This is a genomic window from Pseudalkalibacillus salsuginis, from assembly GCF_021646685.1.
GTDB classification, from domain to species: domain Bacteria; phylum Bacillota; class Bacilli; order Bacillales; family Fictibacillaceae; genus Pseudalkalibacillus; species Pseudalkalibacillus salsuginis.
In genome coordinates, this window is sequence record NZ_JAKJHW010000003.1 from 406,266 (window position 1) to 425,190 (window position 18,925).

The 18,925-nt window shown below is 40.8% G+C and carries 17 protein-coding genes; 11 read left to right on the forward strand and 6 right to left on the reverse strand.

All coding sequences use genetic code 11. The features are described 5' to 3' along the window. Positions 1 to 27: 27 nt before the first annotated feature. The gene (locus tag L1611_RS11230; protein ID WP_236313171.1) at positions 28 to 618 is read left to right on the forward strand and encodes an NAD(P)H oxidoreductase; all 591 of its coding nucleotides are present in this window, start codon (positions 28 to 30) and stop codon (positions 616 to 618) included. Positions 619 to 1,025: 407 nt separating this feature from the next. On the opposite strand, the gene L1611_RS11235 is transcribed toward L1611_RS11230, so the two are convergent. Next, on the reverse strand, positions 1,026 to 1,691 hold the full coding sequence (locus L1611_RS11235; protein WP_236313172.1) for a cyclase family protein: 666 nt from the start codon (positions 1,689 to 1,691) through the stop codon (positions 1,026 to 1,028). A gap of 290 nt (positions 1,692 to 1,981) precedes the next feature. After that, positions 1,982 to 2,860: a LysR family transcriptional regulator gene (locus L1611_RS11240; protein WP_236313173.1), complete on the reverse strand. Its 879-nt coding sequence runs from the start codon at positions 2,858 to 2,860 to the stop codon at positions 1,982 to 1,984. A gap of 129 nt (positions 2,861 to 2,989) precedes the next feature. On the opposite strand from L1611_RS11240, the gene L1611_RS11245 reads away from it, so the two are divergent. The 3 genes from L1611_RS11245 (at position 2,990) to L1611_RS11260 (ending at position 7,557) form a co-directional block, all read left to right on the forward strand. Next, the gene (locus L1611_RS11245) at positions 2,990 to 4,111 is read left to right on the forward strand and encodes an NADH-dependent flavin oxidoreductase (protein ID WP_236313298.1); all 1,122 of its coding nucleotides are present in this window, start codon (positions 2,990 to 2,992) and stop codon (positions 4,109 to 4,111) included. 109 nt (positions 4,112 to 4,220) lie between these two features. Next, a complete protein-coding gene (locus L1611_RS11250; protein ID WP_236313174.1) occupies positions 4,221 to 5,387 on the forward strand; it encodes an MFS transporter in 1,167 nt (388 codons plus the stop codon). 886 nt (positions 5,388 to 6,273) lie between these two features. Further along, positions 6,274 to 7,557: an SGNH/GDSL hydrolase family protein gene (locus L1611_RS11260; RefSeq protein ID WP_236313175.1), complete on the forward strand. Its 1,284-nt coding sequence runs from the start codon at positions 6,274 to 6,276 to the stop codon at positions 7,555 to 7,557. Positions 7,558 to 7,705: 148 nt separating this feature from the next. On the opposite strand, the gene L1611_RS11265 is transcribed toward L1611_RS11260, so the two are convergent. The 3 genes from L1611_RS11265 to L1611_RS11275 form a co-directional block, all read right to left on the reverse strand. Further along, a complete protein-coding gene (locus L1611_RS11265) occupies positions 7,706 to 8,167 on the reverse strand; it encodes a universal stress protein (protein ID WP_236313176.1) in 462 nt (153 codons plus the stop codon). A gap of 470 nt (positions 8,168 to 8,637) precedes the next feature. Further along, positions 8,638 to 8,817, reverse strand: a complete 180-nt coding sequence (locus tag L1611_RS11270; protein WP_236313177.1) for an H-type small acid-soluble spore protein — start codon at positions 8,815 to 8,817, stop codon at positions 8,638 to 8,640. Between the two features lie 68 nt (positions 8,818 to 8,885). Continuing rightward, positions 8,886 to 10,382: an alkaline phosphatase family protein gene (locus L1611_RS11275; RefSeq protein WP_265738428.1), complete on the reverse strand. Its 1,497-nt coding sequence runs from the start codon at positions 10,380 to 10,382 to the stop codon at positions 8,886 to 8,888. Positions 10,383 to 10,463: 81 nt separating this feature from the next. Here L1611_RS11275 and L1611_RS11280 point away from each other — a divergent pair, with 81 nt between their 5' ends. The 6 genes from L1611_RS11280 (at position 10,464) to L1611_RS11305 (ending at position 16,847) form a co-directional block, all read left to right on the forward strand. Further along, positions 10,464 to 11,198, forward strand: a complete 735-nt coding sequence (locus L1611_RS11280; protein ID WP_236313179.1) for an endonuclease/exonuclease/phosphatase family protein — start codon at positions 10,464 to 10,466, stop codon at positions 11,196 to 11,198. A 166-nt stretch (positions 11,199 to 11,364) separates the two neighbouring features. Beyond that, entirely contained in the window at positions 11,365 to 12,786 is a 1,422-nt protein-coding gene (locus L1611_RS11285; protein WP_236313180.1) for a peptide MFS transporter, read from the forward strand. Between the two features lie 299 nt (positions 12,787 to 13,085). Beyond that, positions 13,086 to 13,310 (forward strand): group-specific protein, encoded by a 225-nt coding sequence (locus L1611_RS11290; protein ID WP_236313181.1) that lies wholly within the window; start codon positions 13,086 to 13,088, stop codon positions 13,308 to 13,310. A 378-nt stretch (positions 13,311 to 13,688) separates the two neighbouring features. Continuing rightward, complete coding sequence (locus L1611_RS11295) at positions 13,689 to 14,483, forward strand: DUF2935 domain-containing protein (protein ID WP_236313182.1); 795 nt, start codon at positions 13,689 to 13,691, stop codon at positions 14,481 to 14,483. A 208-nt stretch (positions 14,484 to 14,691) separates the two neighbouring features. Continuing rightward, a complete protein-coding gene (locus tag L1611_RS11300) occupies positions 14,692 to 16,638 on the forward strand; it encodes an aconitate hydratase (RefSeq protein ID WP_236313183.1) in 1,947 nt (648 codons plus the stop codon). Positions 16,639 to 16,670: 32 nt separating this feature from the next. Then, a complete protein-coding gene (locus tag L1611_RS11305; RefSeq protein WP_225067788.1) occupies positions 16,671 to 16,847 on the forward strand; it encodes a hypothetical protein in 177 nt (58 codons plus the stop codon). A gap of 111 nt (positions 16,848 to 16,958) precedes the next feature. On the opposite strand, the gene L1611_RS11310 is transcribed toward L1611_RS11305, so the two are convergent. Beyond that, the gene (locus L1611_RS11310; protein ID WP_236313184.1) at positions 16,959 to 17,195 is read right to left on the reverse strand and encodes a YczF family membrane protein; all 237 of its coding nucleotides are present in this window, start codon (positions 17,193 to 17,195) and stop codon (positions 16,959 to 16,961) included. Between the two features lie 113 nt (positions 17,196 to 17,308). Between L1611_RS11310 and L1611_RS11315 the strand changes: the two genes are divergently transcribed. Then, on the forward strand, positions 17,309 to 18,916 hold the full coding sequence (locus L1611_RS11315; protein WP_236313185.1) for a spore germination protein: 1,608 nt from the start codon (positions 17,309 to 17,311) through the stop codon (positions 18,914 to 18,916). Positions 18,917 to 18,925: the final 9 nt, after the last annotated feature.

Here is an 18,925-nt window from a genome sequence, read left to right on the forward strand (position 1 = left end):
TTAACCTATCAAAAGGAGGAAATGTAGTTGAAAATACTTACCGTAGTAACCCACCCGAGGATTAACTCTCTTACATTTCAGGTCGCCAAGCACTTTGTGAAAGGTGTTAGGGACTCAGGCAATGAAACAGAAATATTAGACTTATACCGCAGTAGTTTTAATCCGGTGTTATGGGAGTCAGATGAACCAGATTGGCATTCAGATCAACAAATCTATTCACAAGAGGTTGAGAAAGAAATGAACAGACTAATGGAATATGATAGCCTGGCTTTTATTTTTCCACTTTGGTGGTGGAGTATGCCAGCTATGTTAAAAGGTTACATTGACCGTGTATGGAACTATGGCTTTGCCTATGGACCGAATAAACTTAAACACCAGCAAGTATTATGGTTAAGTTTAGCAGGTGCTCCAAAAGAACGATTTGAAAAAAGACAATATGACACAATGATCGATCATTACTTTAATGTAGGTTTAGCCAGTTATTGCGGAATTCCAAATTCAAAAGTCAAGCTTTTATATGACACTGTCGGAAACCCCACTTCAAAAAATATTGAGAAATGGTTAAATCAAGCTTATGAAATAGGTTTCCATTATACACATCGCCCCATCATTACATGAATCATATAGAGAATAAAAAGCCAAGCGGAAATCCTTTAGCCAATGCATTTATTATGTTACTGGATAAATTAAACCCTTTGGATTCACAGTTTTAATCTCTCTTTTTACAATCACTTCTATCAATCAATACGACATAAACTCCTTTTAGTTTCCACATAGAAAAGACACGTTATTGTATAAACGTGCCCTGTTGTAGAATAAGCTTGATGTCTAGCTCCAACGCCCAACCACTTGGATCACTTCAGACCTCTTGCGGCGGTTGACACATTGATTTAGGTCGAAGTGCTTGCCACGCAGAACCGAACTTTGTTTGGCCTCCTCGTCGGACTTCCAGTGACCTTCGTGGCTGGACAGGGAGTTTGCGCTTTTCTTATTTTCTACAACACTATTACATACTTAACATTACCCTAGTTTAATATTTCCGCAAAAGCCCGAACAGGAAAAGTTCCAAATCCTTTTATTTTGGGCGATACGGCATGAAACAAGAAGTCTTTACTTAAGAGTTCATTTAAATTGCACAAGTGTTCAACAATTAGTATTTCTTGCCCCAGTAGAATGGTATGTACGGGGCGAACTTTTCTTGACGTGTCATCTATATTTACAGAATCAATCCCAACTAATGCAACTTGCTTACTTGCTAAATATTTTGCTGCTTTCTCGGTTAAATAGGGATGGTTTTCAAAATACTGATCTGTATTCCAATGTTTGTCCCAACCTGTATGAATTAAAACTGCTTTTCCTTCTATATCAAGGTCATAAAATAATTCTTCATCAATTTCTTTGTTATTTTCATCAACATGGACTATAACCCCTTCTAAGCCAGCCATTTTATCAATGGTCGTTTCTGAAAGGTCTTTTCCATCTGGGTATCTATGGAATGGAACATCAACATAAGTTCCCGTATTAGAGACCATTTCTATTTTTCCAATTTGAAATTCTGTTCCTTTTTCATAATGTTTTCGAGATTCTTCGCGACTTAGATAATCACAAATTATTGGAGCAGGAAGTCCTTTGTAAGTTATAAGACCATTTTCAATAGTATGGCTTAAATCAATATAAGCTTTATTCTTCATATTGCATATTCACTCTCCCTTTACAGTAGATTTTAAACATTGTTCATAAGGCTCTTTACACAAATAAGAGGCGTTCTTAAATAAACACACCCGATTGTTGAAGAATGAATTCATTTAAAATATTGGTTATGATGTTCAACTTCTTCGGCGTTTTCAATGGGATGATTTGTTTTACAATATCTGATTCTTGGTTCTCATTTCGATGATTCTACCCTATTAAAGCTGGTTGACGAGCCGAATATCGTCTAAATTCCCATCCATATTCATTCGTCAATTTAAATCAAATTATATCAGGCTCCTCTAAAATAGTAATTCATCAGGAAATCGCGAAACATTCGAGCTGCCCTTGATAAATAGCGCTTTCTTAACCACGCTATTTGAAAAGTACGTTGACAAATGGGTTGTTCAATAGGCAATAAAATCAATGAGGAATTTTTCTGCAAAGCATCTTTGGTCAAAAAGGCAACTCCAATTCCTGTTTGTACAAAGCTACTAATGGCAGCTATCTCATCAACCTCACATGAAATATTAGGTACAAAACCGGCTTCTTTGCAAAATCCACTTGTCAGTTCACGAAAATGATCCCCTACTTTTAAACTGATGAAAGATTCGTTGGTTACTTCGGTTAGATTGATGCTTTGTCGGTCAGCGAGTTGGTGATTAGATGGTACAGCAAGAAATATTTCTTCCGTAACAAAAGCGAATCGATCAATATCTTTATTCTCCAGTGTAAGAGAAGTGATAAAAAAATCAATTTCTCCGTCCTGGAGAAGTTTAACATTTTGTTTTTCTGAAGAGGTTTGTTTTATAAAAAGATTGTTTTCAGGATATTGGGATAAAAAAGAACCTACTAGTTCCGCATCACATTGGTGATTGGTTGAGGCAATGACAACACGTCCGCGTTCCAGTTCCGCCTGATCAGCAATTTGGCGCCGCCCTTCTTCGAGCGCAGAAAGAGCGATATCAACTTGCTTGAGAAAGATATGTCCAAACGTATTAAGTTGAATTTGGCGCTTTTGACGATCAAAGAGAGGGACACCTAAATCCTTTTCTAAACGAGAAATTGTTTTACTGAGAGCGGGTTGCGCAATATGAAGTTCTTGCGCTGCTTTGGTCAGATGCTCCAGTCGAGCCACTGTTTGAAAGTATTTAAGTTGCAATAATTCCATATGTTTCACCTACATTCATATACTATAAGGCATGTTTATATGGTTAAATATATATTTTTATTTATCATAAATCAACAGTATGATGTAATTACTAAAACAAAATATTATTTTTCAAAGGAGCTGGTTTATATGAATAATCGATACCAACCTATGTTTGAATCGCTAACTCTGCCAAACAATATTCAGCTGAAAAATAGGATCATTATGGCTCCCATGACTCACATGTCATCCAATGCAGATGGTTCCATTTCAGATAAAGAATTAAAATACTATGCCCGTCGTGCAAATGGTGTAAGCATGGTCATAACCGCTGGAACATGGGTAATGGAAAATGGTGGGCTTGCAGGAGCACCCGCCGTTAATCGTGATGAGATGATTCCCGGTTTAAGGAAACTTGCATCTGTTATCAAGGAAAAAGGCGCAAAAGCAATCTTACAGATTTTCCATGGAGGTCGACAATCTTCTTTTTCCAGAAACGATAAAATCGTGAGTGCTAGCGCAATACCTGAGGAAAAAGAAGGGGCCACATTACCACGTAAGTTGAAAGAATCAGAGATTATCGAGATCATTCAAGCATTTGGCGAAGCGACCCGGCGTGCGATCGAAGCCGGATTTGATGGAGTTGAAATACATGGAGCGAATGGTGGACTTATTCAGCAGTTCTTCTCTCCCCATTCCAACCGTCGGAGTGATCGGTGGGGAGGCACCCTTGAGAAACGTATGAAGTTTCCTTTGGAACTAGTTGATGAAGTGAAACGAGTTGTAAAGCAATACGCAAAGCGGCCGTTTATTGTGGGCTATCGAGTTTCTCCAGAAGAGCAAACATCGCCAGGAATTACAATGGCACATACTTTGCCGTTTATAGACGCTCTTGCTTCGATAGGATTGGATTATCTACATGTTTCGCTGAATCACTATTGGACTGGTCCACGACGGGGTATCGACGATGCTCGTCCTCGTTTAGAAATTATTCAGGAACGTGTGGGCGATCAGGTTCCGATCATTGGGGTAGGAAGTATTCGTACTCCACAGGATGCCATAAAAGCATTACAATCAGGTATTCCGCTCATTGCACTGGGGCGCGAACTCATTATGGAACCTGACTGGATTCAAAAGGTTGTTCAAGGAAATGAAGAATACATTAAAACAACGTTAGCAGAGGTTGACCAAGATAGATTAGTGATACCTGATGCACAGTGGAATTTAATTTTGAGTGTTCCAGGTTGGTTTCCAGTTGAAACTAAACAATGAAATGCTGACTATCTATCCTTCTATTTCTGAAAATATGCAAGAGCTGTTGTCAGGATAAATTACTGAATATTAAGAAATATATTTTGAGGAGAAAGGAACAATATCAAAAATGCATAATGCAAGTATTTATCTTTTGGCTATAGGGACATTTATCACAGGTACTTCCGAGTTGATCGTTGCTGGTATTGTGGATATGATTGCTCGGGATCTTCAGATAACGATTGCACTTGCAGGACAGCTTGTAACCGCATTTTCATTGGCATTTGCGATTGGAACACCAGTTGTGGTCACGATGACGTCCCGTTTAGAACGAAAGAAAGTTTTGTTGGGGGCGCTTGCTGTGTTCGTGGTTGCAAACGTGATTGCTGTATTAAGCCCTAACTTTACTATACTCATGTTTGCACGTATATTACATGGTGTAAGCTTCGGTGTATTCTGTGTGATTTCATTCAGTGTAGCTTCCAAGTTAGTGTTACCCGAAAAAATGGGTAGTGCCGTAAGTACAATTGCAATGGGAGTCAGTACTTCACTCGTAATCGGAGTACCTTTCGGTGTAGTTGTTAGTGAATGGTTTGGCTGGAAAACGGTCTTTAGTCTTTTAGCGGCACTTACTATATTGCTCCTGATTGTCCTTGCACGTATGATTCCTTCTCTGCCTGGAGATGAGCCAATAACGATTAAACAACAACTTTCCGTATTAAAAAATCCGAAAATTGTAGGTGGATTGTTCATCTTCTTTTTTCTAATCAGTGGATATGGAAGTTCCTATACGTACGTAACTCCTTTTTTAAAAGAAACAGTGCACATTGATACTGCGATAGTAAGCATGACATTGTTTATTCTCGGTATATTTGCGATGATTGGTACTCATTTAAGTGGGTATGGTGCGGATAAATGGGGGGCAATCAAAATAATTATCTTTGGATTGTTGGTTCATATTTTGGCTTTGCTGCTCCTACCTTCACTAGCTACCAGTGTAACTATTGCTTTGCTTGTGATGGCGATTTGGGTGGGTGCTACAAATTTGACTTTTCCAGCATTGCAAACTTATTTCATTCAACAAGCACCGAAATCCTCTGATTTGGCAATCAGTGTAAGCTCCTCAGTTGCACAACTAGGATTGGCATTAGGAGCGGGTATGGGTGGAATTATGGTAAATTCGACAGGCTCGGTCTATTACAATCCTTGGCTGAGTAGTATAATCGTCATTTTCGCTTTGATAACGGCTTGGATTACTTTTTCCATAAAAGTGAAACAAGTATTTGAGAAATCCTGAAGACCCTGAAAACTTTGGTTTTTGTGTCAGAACTTTCATAATCCCCTCTTAAGAGAATCTCCTGAAAAAATCCCATAATATTCGGCCAAATCAGCCAATATCGGAGATTTTCATTGCGGGAAATAATGCCGAAATCAGTGTTGGATGGCTTTTTCTTTGTCAAATAGCTCATACCTGAATGTTTGTTACTTTTATTTCCAGATCGGGTGTTCTACAGTACTAACATCTTATCTTGTTTTTGGAAGGGCAGGGCTTATTGAATAGCTCTTTCCTCCTCCAGGAAATACATAATAAACTGAACCTTCTCGAATTCTTTTAATAAGCCCGACCTTTTTATATTGCGTCAAAACAACCGAACTTCTATTTCTCATAGTATTCACCCTATTAATATTTACTTTTATTCAACAATCCTTCACTTGCTTTGAAATCAAGTCTTCTACAACCTCTTTAACAGAACAATTAGCTTCGATTAGTATCCTTTTATATTACTACATTGACTGAACCTCGGGAGAAAAAATCAGCTGAATGACACTTAAAACAGCATAGAAAACATTAGATAAACCGCTGCTTGTGTCACTTTAGCGATAAGCACCTCAAACGGACCCTTGGTGTTTGACCCAGGCTTAGTTAAGCTTTAACAAAATTCTTGTTCCAGCTGAAAAAGACAATCAGGGAGGAACGTGCATCTTATGGGTCGTACACGGAAGGGAGTTGAATTTCACAAAAAATTAATAAGAACAAAGCTTAAATTTAAAAGAGTAGTGCTATTGTATGGAATGAATTCCATCTATCATCCTGATTATTGGAAAAGCCCCTATTATCATTCTTTTTTATGGTAAAGTTTACTTGTCTATAAAAATAATGGAAATTAAAGGAGGATATTATCATGTTACGCTTGAAAATGTTCGTTTTGATTGTTGTAGCAAGCTTACTCCTTGGTGTGACGGCGGTATTTGCAAATCCTACTACTTCTACAGAGAACAAGCACGAAAATGCAACTAACGTCAAGAACGAAAGTGAAAATCACCTGAATTGGATCGGGGCATGGTCAACAAGCCCACAGCCACCTTACAAAAATGGTATTTCCTACGAGGGATTTGAAGATCAGACTGTCAGGATGATCGTCCACCCACATGCATCCGGAGAAAAGGTTCGCCTTCGTTTTTCCAATACGTTCAGCTCACAGCCTTTAACGTTTGGAAAGGTAAGTATTGCGCTTTCAAACAGTGGAGCGGAAACGATACAAGGCTCAAATCGACATGTGACTTTTTCGGGAGAGGAAAGTATTACAATTCCGCCTGGGGCAGAAGTCATAAGTGACCCGCTGGAATTCAACGTCACAGATGACCAAAATCTGGCAATCAGTGTCTATATACCAGATGCGAGCGGTCCGACAACCTGGCATAATCTTTCTAGACAAACTTCCTATATTTCGGATAACGGCGATCATACAGGATCAGTAGACGGAACAGCTTTTAAAGATACGGATGTATCCTGGTTTTGGCTTTCAGGAGTAGAGGTTCTGACAAAAAAGAATGATGGACGGGTTATTGTGACATTGGGGGATTCCATTACAGATGGACATAGTTCGACTATCGATGAAAACTTACGCTGGCCGGATCTTCTCGATGATCGCCTTGATGAAAAATATCCTAACAAGAACTTCTCTGTCCTGAATGCAGGCATTTCAGGGAATAAAGTTTTAAGAGATTCACCGGTATATGGTGTGAATGCTTTGGCACGTCTTAACCGTGATGTGTTGTCCCAAACTGGTGCAACCGATGTGATTCTTCTTGAAGGAATCAACGATATCGGCCATGTACCTCATACTCTCGATTCAAAAAAAATTATCGATGGTATGGAACAGGTAGCGGCACAAGCCCATGCAAGAGGATTACGGATTTATGCAGGGACACTTTTGCCATTTAGAGATACAATATTTCAAGGGTATTTTACTGAAGAGGGAGAGGTCGTAAGACAAGAAGTGAATGAATGGATCCGTACAAGTGGAGTATTTGATGGTGTCATAGACTTTGATAAAGTGATGCAGGATCCAGAAAATCCACAAAAACTTCGAGCGGAATATGATGCTGGAGATCATTTACATCCAAATGATGCAGGCTACCAGGCGATGGCTGAAGCGATCGATCTTGCTTTATTCCGTCCTTAAGAGCAATTCAAAGGGACTGTCTTAAAACAATAGTGTCAGGCACCACCAATCACAACATTTTATATCAAAGCTTTATTTTTTAAAAATGTTGATAGAACGGTGAGAGTCAGACTCTTATGGGACAGCCCCTTTCTCCCAATTAAGATTGTCACTTCGCAACCAGTACATGGCAATCAGCTTCAGAGACTACCTTTTGGCTGACGCTTCCTAACATTAATTTCTTCAGTCCGCTTAGACCACGATTTCCAATTACGATGAGATCAGTTTTTTGCTCATCAGCATATTCACAAATCGATTTTGCCGGTTCCCCTGCAAGCAATTCGATTTTCACATTGTTGTAAAGTGGTTCAACGTATTCTTTCGCTTCTTTCAGTTTCTGTTCGTTTCGTTCTACACTTGTATCGACATCTCTCAGGTTGTCGCGCAGGATGGCCGTATTATCACCACTTAGCGTATGGCCAACACCATACGGAGCAAGTGCGAGATCTTCGTCTACATAGACCAAAGTCAATTCACCGTTGCTCATTTTGGCAATTTCAGCACCGGTTTCCAATGCCTTCTTACTGCCATCAGAGCCATCAATGGGAATTAGGATATTATGGTACTTCATGTTCATTCTCCTTTCCTACCTCTCAAGGTTTGACTTGGAAAAAATCCATATTGGATTGAGGGGGACAGGCCTTTCGGTTACAAACATGAGGTCTTTACTATTGCCATCCTGCCATTGGATTCGAACATCATTCCATAATGATTCTCCTCCTTTAGTAGTGTTTTACCCTTTAGAGCATTTTTCAAACTTTAACAGAAGAGCCAAAACAAATAAGAATCCTCCTAATGAATATGATTGGCGGAGGATTCTTCGAATTTTAAAGGATAAGAAAGTATAAAAATTTTGGTTGCGGTGAAGTGATGTCAAGCTCCACCGCCCAACCACTTGGATCACTTCAGACCTCCTGTGGCGGTCGACACATTGATATAGGTCAAAGTGTTTACTCACGCAGAACCGAACTTTGTTTGGTTCGAGCCTCCTCGCCGACTTCTAGTGACCTTCTTGGCTGAACAGGGCGTTTACGCTTTTCTTTATTGTTCTATCAAGGTGTCTACAGAAATGCTTTCTTTTTTGTCCGGCTTATCAATGAGATGGATCGTAGCGATTCCGTTTGATTGATCCACATGTTCGATGTACACATTTTGTCCATTATAGGTTACATTGACCATCTCTGGTGATGAAGCGATTTCTTGAGCACGGTGTGCGTCCATTTGTACCACCTCCTTTTGGATTTCCACTAGTCATAATATTTGTTTTGCATCCAAGGCCTATACGCACCTTATGAAGGTTGATCATGTAATATCATCGATAACATCCATTCTTTCAGATCAATCATTCGTAGATGTTGTGGACTGGTATCTGTCCCTGTCACAATCATAGGAATCAAGGAGTCTTGTGCATGTAATCCCCCATGGCTGGCTCCTCCTACATGGGTCGGTGAGCTTTCTCCGATGAATTCATATCCTGGTTTGACACTTGCAATAAGATAGTCCCCCTCATGGGAATTCAAGGAGCTGCTAATACGGGCTAGTGTATCGGGATACTCACCATATGTGAGATGCTGATTATCCAAATGCATATCCAATAATCCAGTATCCCCTTCGATTGACCATTCCTGGTCATAATCATCCTTATAATTCCCATCCGGACGGAATTTCAACTTGCCTTTTTGAACACCAGACCTGACTTCGATCCATCCATCATTTTTCCACGCGATCATATCGATTCGCTCGTCTTTTTCCAAATACGGTACGAAATCCGATACAGGCAGGTTCTCGGAATCCAACGTATAAAGGAACGTCATCCTCTCATTTACTCCCAATATAATTTGGTCGTCTGGCATGACTCCCTTGTTCAGTTTCATGATCTTAAAGTCGTTGAATATGTTTCTCAAATCAACTAATGCTTTTTGTTTGTCTGGATCGACCCAAGCTTGGCCATTATCACCTAGGATGATCCATGTATATTTTTCTAATGCTTCTTCCCACGAATCAAAGGAATTCAAAACCTTCTGTAATTGGTGATCCACTTTTTCAATCCCTTTTGTAAACATACGTCCATGTTTATGAATCCATTTATCCAAATCGGGCAAATATACAATTGTAAAAGGAGAAACCTTATTCTTTTGAATAAGATGGATCAACTCTTGGGTAGAAAACGTATTGTTGAAGCCGAATCGTTGCCAGAAACGCTGATATTGTCTAGAAGATATGTACTTCGAAAACCTTCCATAGGTGAAACCTTCTGGACCTTTTACAGCAAGATTATCGTTCATGCGCCCAAACCATTTCATCCATAGGGGGAAATGGTAATAACGATTGTTATTTCCTCTGAAAACAAGTGCATTGATCGAGGTTGACTCCAGTTCTTGCTCCCACAGTGTTTCATGAATGGTCTCGACATCGTGGTTGATATGTTTGTTATTCAAATTGAAAAATGCGTCTTCCAAGGTCTGATGAATACCGAGTTTACGACATTCTGGAAAAGAACTTCCATAATTAATGAGCCGATTCTCCTCCTTGTCGAACCAAACTAATCCAGGTAGATTATGCTGATCCGGATATGTTCCAGTCAGCAAACATGTATCTACGTTTACCGACATTGTTGGGAAAGCGGTTACGATATCAGGAAAGTATTGTCCTTTCTCGATCAAGAATTGGAAAGCAGGTGCTTGCTCATTTTCAAGCGCTTTCTGTAAAGTTACATCCATTAAAGTATCCACCATAAGTAGGATGACAGGTTTTCTATGAGAATTTTCGTTTGCGGATCTTGACATGGGTTACCATCCTTTTTGTTTAGGTACATTGTTCTTATTGTTTCAAAATAAATGGATTTCATAAGTAAACGGGTGATTTTATTGGAACTGAAAATAATGACTTTTAATATCAGACACGGAAAAGGAATGGATAAAAAGCATGACTTAAAACGGATCAGTCATGTATTGAAGCATTCCAATGCAGATATTATCGGACTTAACGAAGTGGATAAAGAATTTTCGAAGAGAAGTGAGTTTGTAGATCAAGCGGAATGGATTGCAAAAGATCTCAATATGGGGTACGTATTTGGTCCATCCATAACGATGGAGGGGAATGAAGAAGGTGGCATCCGTCAATATGGCAGTGCGATTCTTACCCGGTTTCCGATCAAAAAGTCTGATAACTATCCATTTGATTTTTTACCTCGAATTGTTGAAGACCGAGCGTTACTCAAAGTAATCGCAGAGATTGAAAACCATGAGGTAGCCATTTATATCACTCATTTAAGCTTCGCTCCATTTTTACATACAAAACAAACAGAATTTATCCTGAAACAAGTTACACAAGATTTAAAACCATCCATCATAATGGGAGATTGGAACATGAAACCTTATTCAAGCAGTTGGCGATTAGTTACGGAGCAATTGAAGGATACATGGGAAGAACATGGGAATGGTAGTCCAGGCTACACCTATCCTTCAAAACGTCCCAGAATGAAGTTGGACTATATTTTCACGAATGATTTTTTTGAGGTAGTAGACGCGAATGTTGTGAAAACGAATCGAATAGCTTCAGACCATTTACCTTTATCCACGACTTTAAAAATAATCCGTTGACATGAATTGATATGGACCGCCAAAATGGCGAACTTTTCTCTAAATTTTTACTTTTTTTCTTACTTCCACTTTCAACCAGTTTTTGTCGAAACTCTTAAAGGGGATCATCTGTCGTTAATTGGAAGGATTAACGAAAAGAGAAGTTTTTACAGCTAGGAGGAGCATCATGGAGAGAACAATCAACGGAAATTCGGATGTAGCAACGAAAAAGAAGCAAAAACATCCGAAGGGCTTATTCTTATTATTCATTACCGAGATGTGGGAACGCTACAGTTTCTATGGAATGCGTTCGATTCTCGTACTTTACTTGACGGCTGAATTATTCAGCGGCGGCTTAGGGATGGACAAGAGTTCTGCCCTGCACTTATATGGACTTTATACCGGGTTAGTATATTTTACACCTCTTATCGGGGGCTATCTGACGGATAAGATGATGGGGCTCAGGACGGCCATTACCATCGGCGGTATCACCATGGCACTTGGAGATTTCACATTATTCGCCGTACAAGATCAATGGGGCTTATATGTGGGACTCTTATTATTGATCATTGGAAACGGTTTCTTCAAACCGAACATTTCCACCCTGGTTGGAGAACTGTATTCTAAAAACGATCCACGGAAAGATTCAGCATTCACCATTTTCTATATGGGGATCAACCTTGGGGCCTTTATCTCGCCGCTTGTAGCTGGATTGATCTATGCAAACTGGTTCTACTCAAGTACAGGCGGAGTCGAAGTATTTGGATTCAAATATGCGTTCTTGGCTTCTTCAATCGGCATGATCATCGGTCAGGTGACATTCAATGCCTTATCGAAGAAATACTTGGGTGAGATCGGAACGAAACCTGCGACGGCAAAAGCGAAACCTTCGCTCGACGGAACGGCAAAACCAAAGCCTTTGTCTCGACAAGAGAAGCATCGTACAGCTGTCATTTTAATCCTTGCATGTTTCACGGTCATGTTCTGGGCTGGATTTGAACAGGCAGGTGCATCGTTCACGTTATATACACGAGACTTTGTGGACCGCACAATTTTCGGATATGAGGTGCCTGTTTCATTCTTCCAGTCACTGAACCCTTTATTCATTTTATTATTGGCACCAGTCGTTTCAGCTTTCTGGCTTAAATTATCCAGAACAAAGCGGGGAGATTTTGCGATCCCGACAAAAATGGCTTTTGGTTTGATTCTACTGGGAGCTGGTTTCATGGTGATGATGCCTGCAGTCATGATGTCTGGAAGCAATGAAGCAGACCCGATCAAAGTATCAATGATGTTCATGATTGTGACCTACTTGCTTCACACGTTGGGTGAATTAGCATTATCCCCGATCGGCTTGTCATTGGTAAGCAAGATGGCACCAATCAAAATCGCTTCATTATTGATGGGTGTATGGTTCTTAAGTAATGCAGCAGCGAACTATATGGCTGGGTTCATCGCTTCTTTGACGACTGAATTCGGTTACCTTGAAATCTTTATGTATCTCGGATTTGCGGCCATCTTACTTGGTCTAGTCTTACTCCTGATTTCCAAGCCGCTACAAAAGCTTATGCATCTTGATGAAATCGAGAATTCCACAAAACCATATTAAACCCACGTCAAAGGCACCATTCAACTGGTGTCTTTTTCGAAAGGATAAGAATTTGATTCGATGAAGGAATGTCCAGCTCCAACGCCCAACCACTTGGATCACTTCAGCCCTCTTGCGGCGGTTGACACCTTGAAGTACATCTAATGGGGGAACCCACGCAGAACCTAACTTTGTTTGGTTCGAGCCTTCTCGTCGGACTTCCAGTGACCTTCGTGGCTGATCAGGGCGTCTGCGCTTTTGTTGTATTCTCAAAAAAAGATTGCTATTGTGGGAGCAAGAATAGAGAGGAGAGATGAATCATGGCTTGTAGCATTGACCATTCAATGGATGATGTAGAAAAGAAATTGGAATCCCAATCTGCTTTTTTGCCTGAAGGATTATATAAAAGCAGCGATAACTTTTTAAAAGGAAACCCAACTCAAGAAGAATTGAATGAGCTGTTCCATTTGCTTAAAAAATATGATTTAGCACCTGAAGAAGAAAGAGCGGAAAGAAATAGAAAGATAACAGCTCTAACTAGTTAATAAGTAACGAGGACTTCGGCTTACAGCTGAGGTCTTTTTTATTCGTAATAAATAAGAAATAGGCCCATATCAAAATATAGTTTTAAATGACAATACTAGGGAAAACAATTGTAGTCGTAACCCATAACAAATCAATATTATCGTATTTTTCCCGCGTAATACGTCTTGATGAATTATATGAAGATTGTTCTGTTCAGACAAGGACGATTGTTAACGGTTAAGGACAAGGCTAAGCATGGACCACCATGGCTCAGCCGTTGCTCAGGCTTGGATTTGCCAAGTTTTTTTTATGGACCCATCCGGTTTCTTTCCTTATCGAGTCATAAAATCCATTACTCTCAGATATGATTTTATGAGAATCGAAAGGGAGGACGTTGCATGGCTGATTTTACGAAAACAGCGGAATTTGAACATCGTTTCTGGTTGCAGATCCTTGGTGATCACGCGCGCTTCATCCATGACTCTCTAGCTTCAGACCAGACGAAAGAGATTTCCCGAGCGAATTATTTCATAAAAACATTCGACCAATTGCTTGGAAGAGTCAAAAGTGCGGATATGATCGAATTAAGTGAACAAGCTGAAGAAGAAGTGAAGAAATTAAGGCAGTTCAAACTGGATCTGATCAAGCGGCATCTAGTAGGAAAAATAAAGATAAGCTTAGGTCCTACCTTCTTGAATCATATGGTCAATGAGCTGGATGAGTATTTACGGATTTTACCTTATTTGAAAAAAGGAGAAGTTCCACCTACACTGCATGAACTACACCACCATTTGGTCTGGCTGTTGGACGCGGCAGGTCATGCCGGTGCGATTTCCGACAACATGGACCAGATCGAAAAGAAAATCAGAGAGAAAAGCGACACGTTTACGAAAGACTTTGAGGCGTTCTATCTGAAGGCGGTCGAAATGGCCGGATTCCTAAGGACAAAACTATCCACCTTCCCTGCATTGGAAAAGTTCAATAATGACATATCACTTGAGATTAAACTGTTCATGAATTTCCTGAAAGAAATCGAAGAAATGGAGTTGAGCAAGGAAGCGTTGGGTACTTTTGCCCCGTTGATGGCAGATCATATGATGAGGGAGGAGTGTTATTATTTAACGAAATTAGCTGAAGTGACACAGCTCTCCCAACCAGATTGCGATCCGACGAAACCACGCTTGGAAGCTTGATGATACAAAGCCAACCTCACATATAGAAGAGGAGGGCTTTTTCTTTTGGGTATACGAGAATGAACGGTTGAAATGGAATTTAATGGGGTACTTTACCTGTAGGATGGTTGACTGGTCTTTGAATGTATATTTTTATAAAAAACGACAGACTTTAACCTTTAGGTACATAAGCCCAGTCACCTCAAAAAAATTGAACGGGGGGAGAAAATTGACTTTAAACGTTTCCCAAAAATTGATTAAAGAGCATTTGATTTCCGGTGAAATGAAACCGGGACATGAGATCGGATTGAAAATCGATCAAACCCTTACACAGGATGCTACCGGTACAATGGTCATGCTTGAGCTTGAAGCTATGAAACTTGATCGTGCCAAAACGGAAGTTTCCGCACAATATGTCGATCACAATATCATCCAGGAGGATAGCAAAAATCCGGATGATCATTTGTTCTTACAAAGTGCGACGAAGCGGTTCGGGTTGTATTACAGTCGACCTGGAAACGGGGTCAGTCATCCTGTGCATATGCAACGGCTGGCAATCCCCGGCAAAACCTTATTAGGATCAGACAGCCATACGTGTGCAAACGGCTGTATGGGCATGCTTGCTATGGGAGCCGGTGGGATTGATGTAGCGATGGCGATTGCAGGAGAGCCCATCTATATCAAAATGCCCCAAATCTGGGGAATCAAATTGACTGGAGAACTCCCGGATTGGGTGAGCGCTAAAGATGTCATTCTTGAATTGCTGCGCCGTCATGATGTGAAAGGCGGAGTTGGCAAAATCATCGAGTTCTATGGTCCTGGGCTTGATAATCTAAATGCGATGGACCGGCACGTCATTGCGAACATGGGTGCTGAGCTTGGGGCGACGACGACGGTTTTTCCATCTGATGAGGAAGTGAAGCGGTTTTTAAAGAGCCAGAACAGGGATAATGATTGGGTGGAGATATTAGCCGATCAGGATGCTGAGTATGATATTCATGAGGAAATTAATATTTCAGAGCTGGAACCATTGATTGCTAAACCGTCTAGTCCAGGGAATGTCGTTCCTGTCCGGGAAGTAGCAGGAGAGCCGATCTACCAATCGTATATTGGTTCATCCGCTAATCCCGGGTATCGTGATTTTGCGATTGCGGCTGAAATCATGAAGGGCAAAAAAGTTGCTGATAGCGTTTCCTTCGATATCAATCCGACTTCACGTCAAATGCTGACTGACCTTGTTGCAGACGGCCATATCGGAAGTCTTCTAACAGCTGGGGGACGATTGCACCAGGCGGGATGTAATGGTTGTATCGGTATGGGTCAGGCCCCTGCAACAGGAAGGAATAGTTTACGGACGACGCCGCGTAATTTCCCTGGTCGTTCTGGTACGAGGGAAGACAGTGTGTTCCTCTGCAGTCCCGAAACAGCTGCCGCTTCGGCTTTAACTGGGGAGATCACTGATCCGAGAACGTTGGATATGAAGTATCCGAAAGTAAAAGACCCTGACCATCCGACAGTGGATGACGCATTATTGAACAGACCGCTTCCACCGGAAGAAGCAAAGAAAGTTGAGCTTGTAAAAGGCCCGAATATTGCATCAATCCCTGAAATGGATGAATTGCCTGATGAGATGGAGCTTCCGATTTTGCTGAAAATGAAGGATAACATCTCAACGGATGAAATCTTAGCGGGTGGCGCCCGGGTGCTACCTTACCGAAGCAACCTGCCCGAAATCAGCAAGTTCACTTTTGAGATCATTGACGAAACCTACTACAATCGCGCTATGGAAATACAGAAGCTTGGTGGTCATGCGATTGTAGGCGGCTTCAACTATGGACAAGGATCGAGCCGGGAACACGCAGCCCTTGCACCAAGGTTCTTAGGATTACGAGTCGCCTTAGTTAAAGACTTTGCGCGGATTCACTGGCAAAACCTCGTGAACTTCGGTGTCTTGCCCCTTACGTTTAAAAATGAAGCAGATTTTGATCTGTTAGAGGAAGACGATATTCTCCAATTGAAAAATGTGAGAGAACAAATTAAGCAAGGAAAAGATCTTACAGTGAGGATAAAAGAGAAAGAAAAGGATATAACAGCTGTCCATGCCTTATCAGATCGTCAAGTCGAAATCATGCTAAAGGGCGGACTGATTAACTGGGAGAGAGACCGACAAAAGTAAGAAAGAATGCATGAAAGAAGGGAAGGAAATCCATGGTTGATCGAAACCAATTATGTAAAGCTTGTGACGGCAGCGGACTACTGGCAGATGATGAAAACTGGCAATACAGCTGTACAGTATGTGGTGGTGACGGCATTTTCACTTCTGGTGAAAAACCGGAACCAGATCACCTTTTTCAAGTTGATGAAAACAACCGGACATTGGAATAGAACGACAGGGCAGCCCATTCTTCCTTTTGAAAAAGGATGGGCTTTTTTACAAGCCTAGGAGATAGGGTATGTAGACACATGGAAATTTGTAATATTCTAAAGAGCCCTGTGTTACTTATTTGTAAAGAAAGGTTTGTATTTTTTAAAAATCCATTGTACGAGTGGTTTTAAGAAAAGCACAGCTACCAGCAGGGTCAGTATGGAAAATTCAACAAATTCCATGACTCTGAAAGGATTGAACGCATTATCTAGCGCATCTTTAACTGCTATTCCCATTAAAATATCCATACATATTGAAAAGCCCAGCAATATTCCTATTATGATGACTGCAATCCAGGTTGGTTTCATTTCGCATCACTCCTCTTTATAGGATTTCCAAATCCTTTTGAATTACTTCGAGAAGATTCGTTTACCTGTTGCTTAAAAATAATGAATGACTAAAAACAACGAGGTTTTCCATCATGCCGATCAAAATACGCCAGAAAAAAAAACGCAACCAAAAAAAGTCACAAGTTGAAAAGGAAATTCGTACGTTCAATCTTCCAGACGATGAAATCAGTGAGAATCTGAAAGAAAATATTGAGCGGATACGAAAAATTACAGGCAACAGTTCCGACCTTATCATACGTCCCTTGAAAGGGAATGATATTGTCAACATGACTGCCGTTTATATTGATGGTCTAGTTGACAGTCCTACGGTAAATAAGTTTGTCGTCGATTCCGTTTTTCAGAATATTGATCCTCAGCCAGAAGGTAAAAAGGATAAGCAAGGATTATTTGAAAAAATTTTTGCGGAGGTCGTCTCCATAGGAGAAGTGAAGCAGCTTTCCAATTGGAAGGATGTTTTTCTGCTCTTGATGGCTGGTAATACACTCTTGTTTATAGATGATGTTCCCAAGGTTATGGTCATCGATACAAGAGGAGGAAAAAAAAGAAATGTTGAAGAGCCACCTACTGAAGTATCCATTCGAGGACCGAGAGATGGTTTTACCGAATCGATTCAAACCAATATATCCTTGATAAGACGCAGAATCCAAAATCCAAATCTATGGGTCGAAACAATGAAAATAGGCAACATAACCCAAACGAGTGTCTCGATTTTGTACTTGAATGGTATCGCGAATGAAAAAATCGTCAATGAGGTGAGAACCCGATTAAAAAAAATAGACGTAGACAGCATACTGGAATCGGGTTACATCGAACAGTTGATAGAAGATCAGACATTGACGACTTTTCCGACACTATATCATACAGAAAGGCCAGATACTGTTGCTGGTAATGTCCTCGAGGGAAGAATAGCGATCCTTGTAGATGGAACACCCTTCGTTTTACTGGCTCCTGTTGTCTTCATCCAATTTTTCCAAGCGGTTGAGGACTATTACTCTCGATTTGATATATCGACTTCCATCCGCTTTTTAAGAGTATTAACTTTTATGATATCCCTTATTGCACCGGCGTTATATATCGCGGTGACTACTTTCCATCAGGAAATGGTTCCGACACGGCTCATCATTGCGTTGGCTGCCCAGAGAGAGGCTGTACCATTTCCGGCCGTTGTGGAAGCGATGCTGATGGAAGTTACCTTCGAAATTCTCAGAGAGGCAGGGATACGTCTTCCGAAGGCAATTGGATCGACCGTATCCATCGTAGGGGCCCTTGTCATCGGACAAGCTGCAGTGGAAGCAGGCATCGTTTCACCGGCAATGGTCATCATCGTGTCGATTACGGCTATTGCCAGCTTTTCTACTCCATCTTATGCGATTGCGATTTCTGCAAGATTGATCCGCTTTCTATTTATGTTGTCGGCAGCTACATTCGGGTTTTATGGAATAGCATTATTGTTCATTTTCATGCTCGTCCATTTATGTAGTTTGAGGTCATTTGGGGTTCCGTATATGTCACCGATGGCCCCATTATCTCTGTCAAACCTGGGGGATACTATCGTCCGTTCTCCGTTCTGGGCTTTTAAACAGCGACCCCATTTGATCGGAAATCAAAACAATAAAAGGCAAGGAGAGAATCAGAAACCAGGACCTCCTGCAAGCCGATCGCTGAAAACCAAAAAATGACCAGGGTGA

What these genes read in the sequence shown, in the direction of transcription:
- L1611_RS11310 (WP_236313184.1), bottom strand. Translation starts at nt 17,195, where the DNA reads ATGAAACCAACCTGGATTGCAGTCATCATAATAGGAATATTGCTGGGC.
- L1611_RS11260 (WP_236313175.1), top strand. Translation starts at nt 6,274, where the DNA reads ATGTTACGCTTGAAAATGTTCGTTTTGATTGTTGTAGCAAGCTTACTC.
- L1611_RS11265 (WP_236313176.1), bottom strand. Translation starts at nt 8,167, where the DNA reads ATGAAGTACCATAATATCCTAATTCCCATTGATGGCTCTGATGGCAGT.
- L1611_RS11235 (WP_236313172.1), bottom strand. Translation starts at nt 1,691, where the DNA reads ATGAAGAATAAAGCTTATATTGATTTAAGCCATACTATTGAAAATGGT.
- L1611_RS11250 (WP_236313174.1), top strand. Translation starts at nt 4,221, where the DNA reads ATGCATAATGCAAGTATTTATCTTTTGGCTATAGGGACATTTATCACA.
- L1611_RS11290 (WP_236313181.1), top strand. Translation starts at nt 13,086, where the DNA reads ATGGCTTGTAGCATTGACCATTCAATGGATGATGTAGAAAAGAAATTG.
- L1611_RS11275 (WP_265738428.1), bottom strand. Translation starts at nt 10,382, where the DNA reads ATGTCAAGATCCGCAAACGAAAATTCTCATAGAAAACCTGTCATCCTA.
- L1611_RS11285 (WP_236313180.1), top strand. Translation starts at nt 11,365, where the DNA reads ATGGAGAGAACAATCAACGGAAATTCGGATGTAGCAACGAAAAAGAAG.
- L1611_RS11315 (WP_236313185.1), top strand. Translation starts at nt 17,309, where the DNA reads ATGCCGATCAAAATACGCCAGAAAAAAAAACGCAACCAAAAAAAGTCA.
- L1611_RS11245 (WP_236313298.1), top strand. Translation starts at nt 2,990, where the DNA reads ATGAATAATCGATACCAACCTATGTTTGAATCGCTAACTCTGCCAAAC.
- L1611_RS11295 (WP_236313182.1), top strand. Translation starts at nt 13,689, where the DNA reads ATGGCTGATTTTACGAAAACAGCGGAATTTGAACATCGTTTCTGGTTG.
- L1611_RS11305 (WP_225067788.1), top strand. Translation starts at nt 16,671, where the DNA reads ATGGTTGATCGAAACCAATTATGTAAAGCTTGTGACGGCAGCGGACTA.
- L1611_RS11270 (WP_236313177.1), bottom strand. Translation starts at nt 8,817, where the DNA reads ATGGACGCACACCGTGCTCAAGAAATCGCTTCATCACCAGAGATGGTC.
- L1611_RS11240 (WP_236313173.1), bottom strand. Translation starts at nt 2,860, where the DNA reads ATGGAATTATTGCAACTTAAATACTTTCAAACAGTGGCTCGACTGGAG.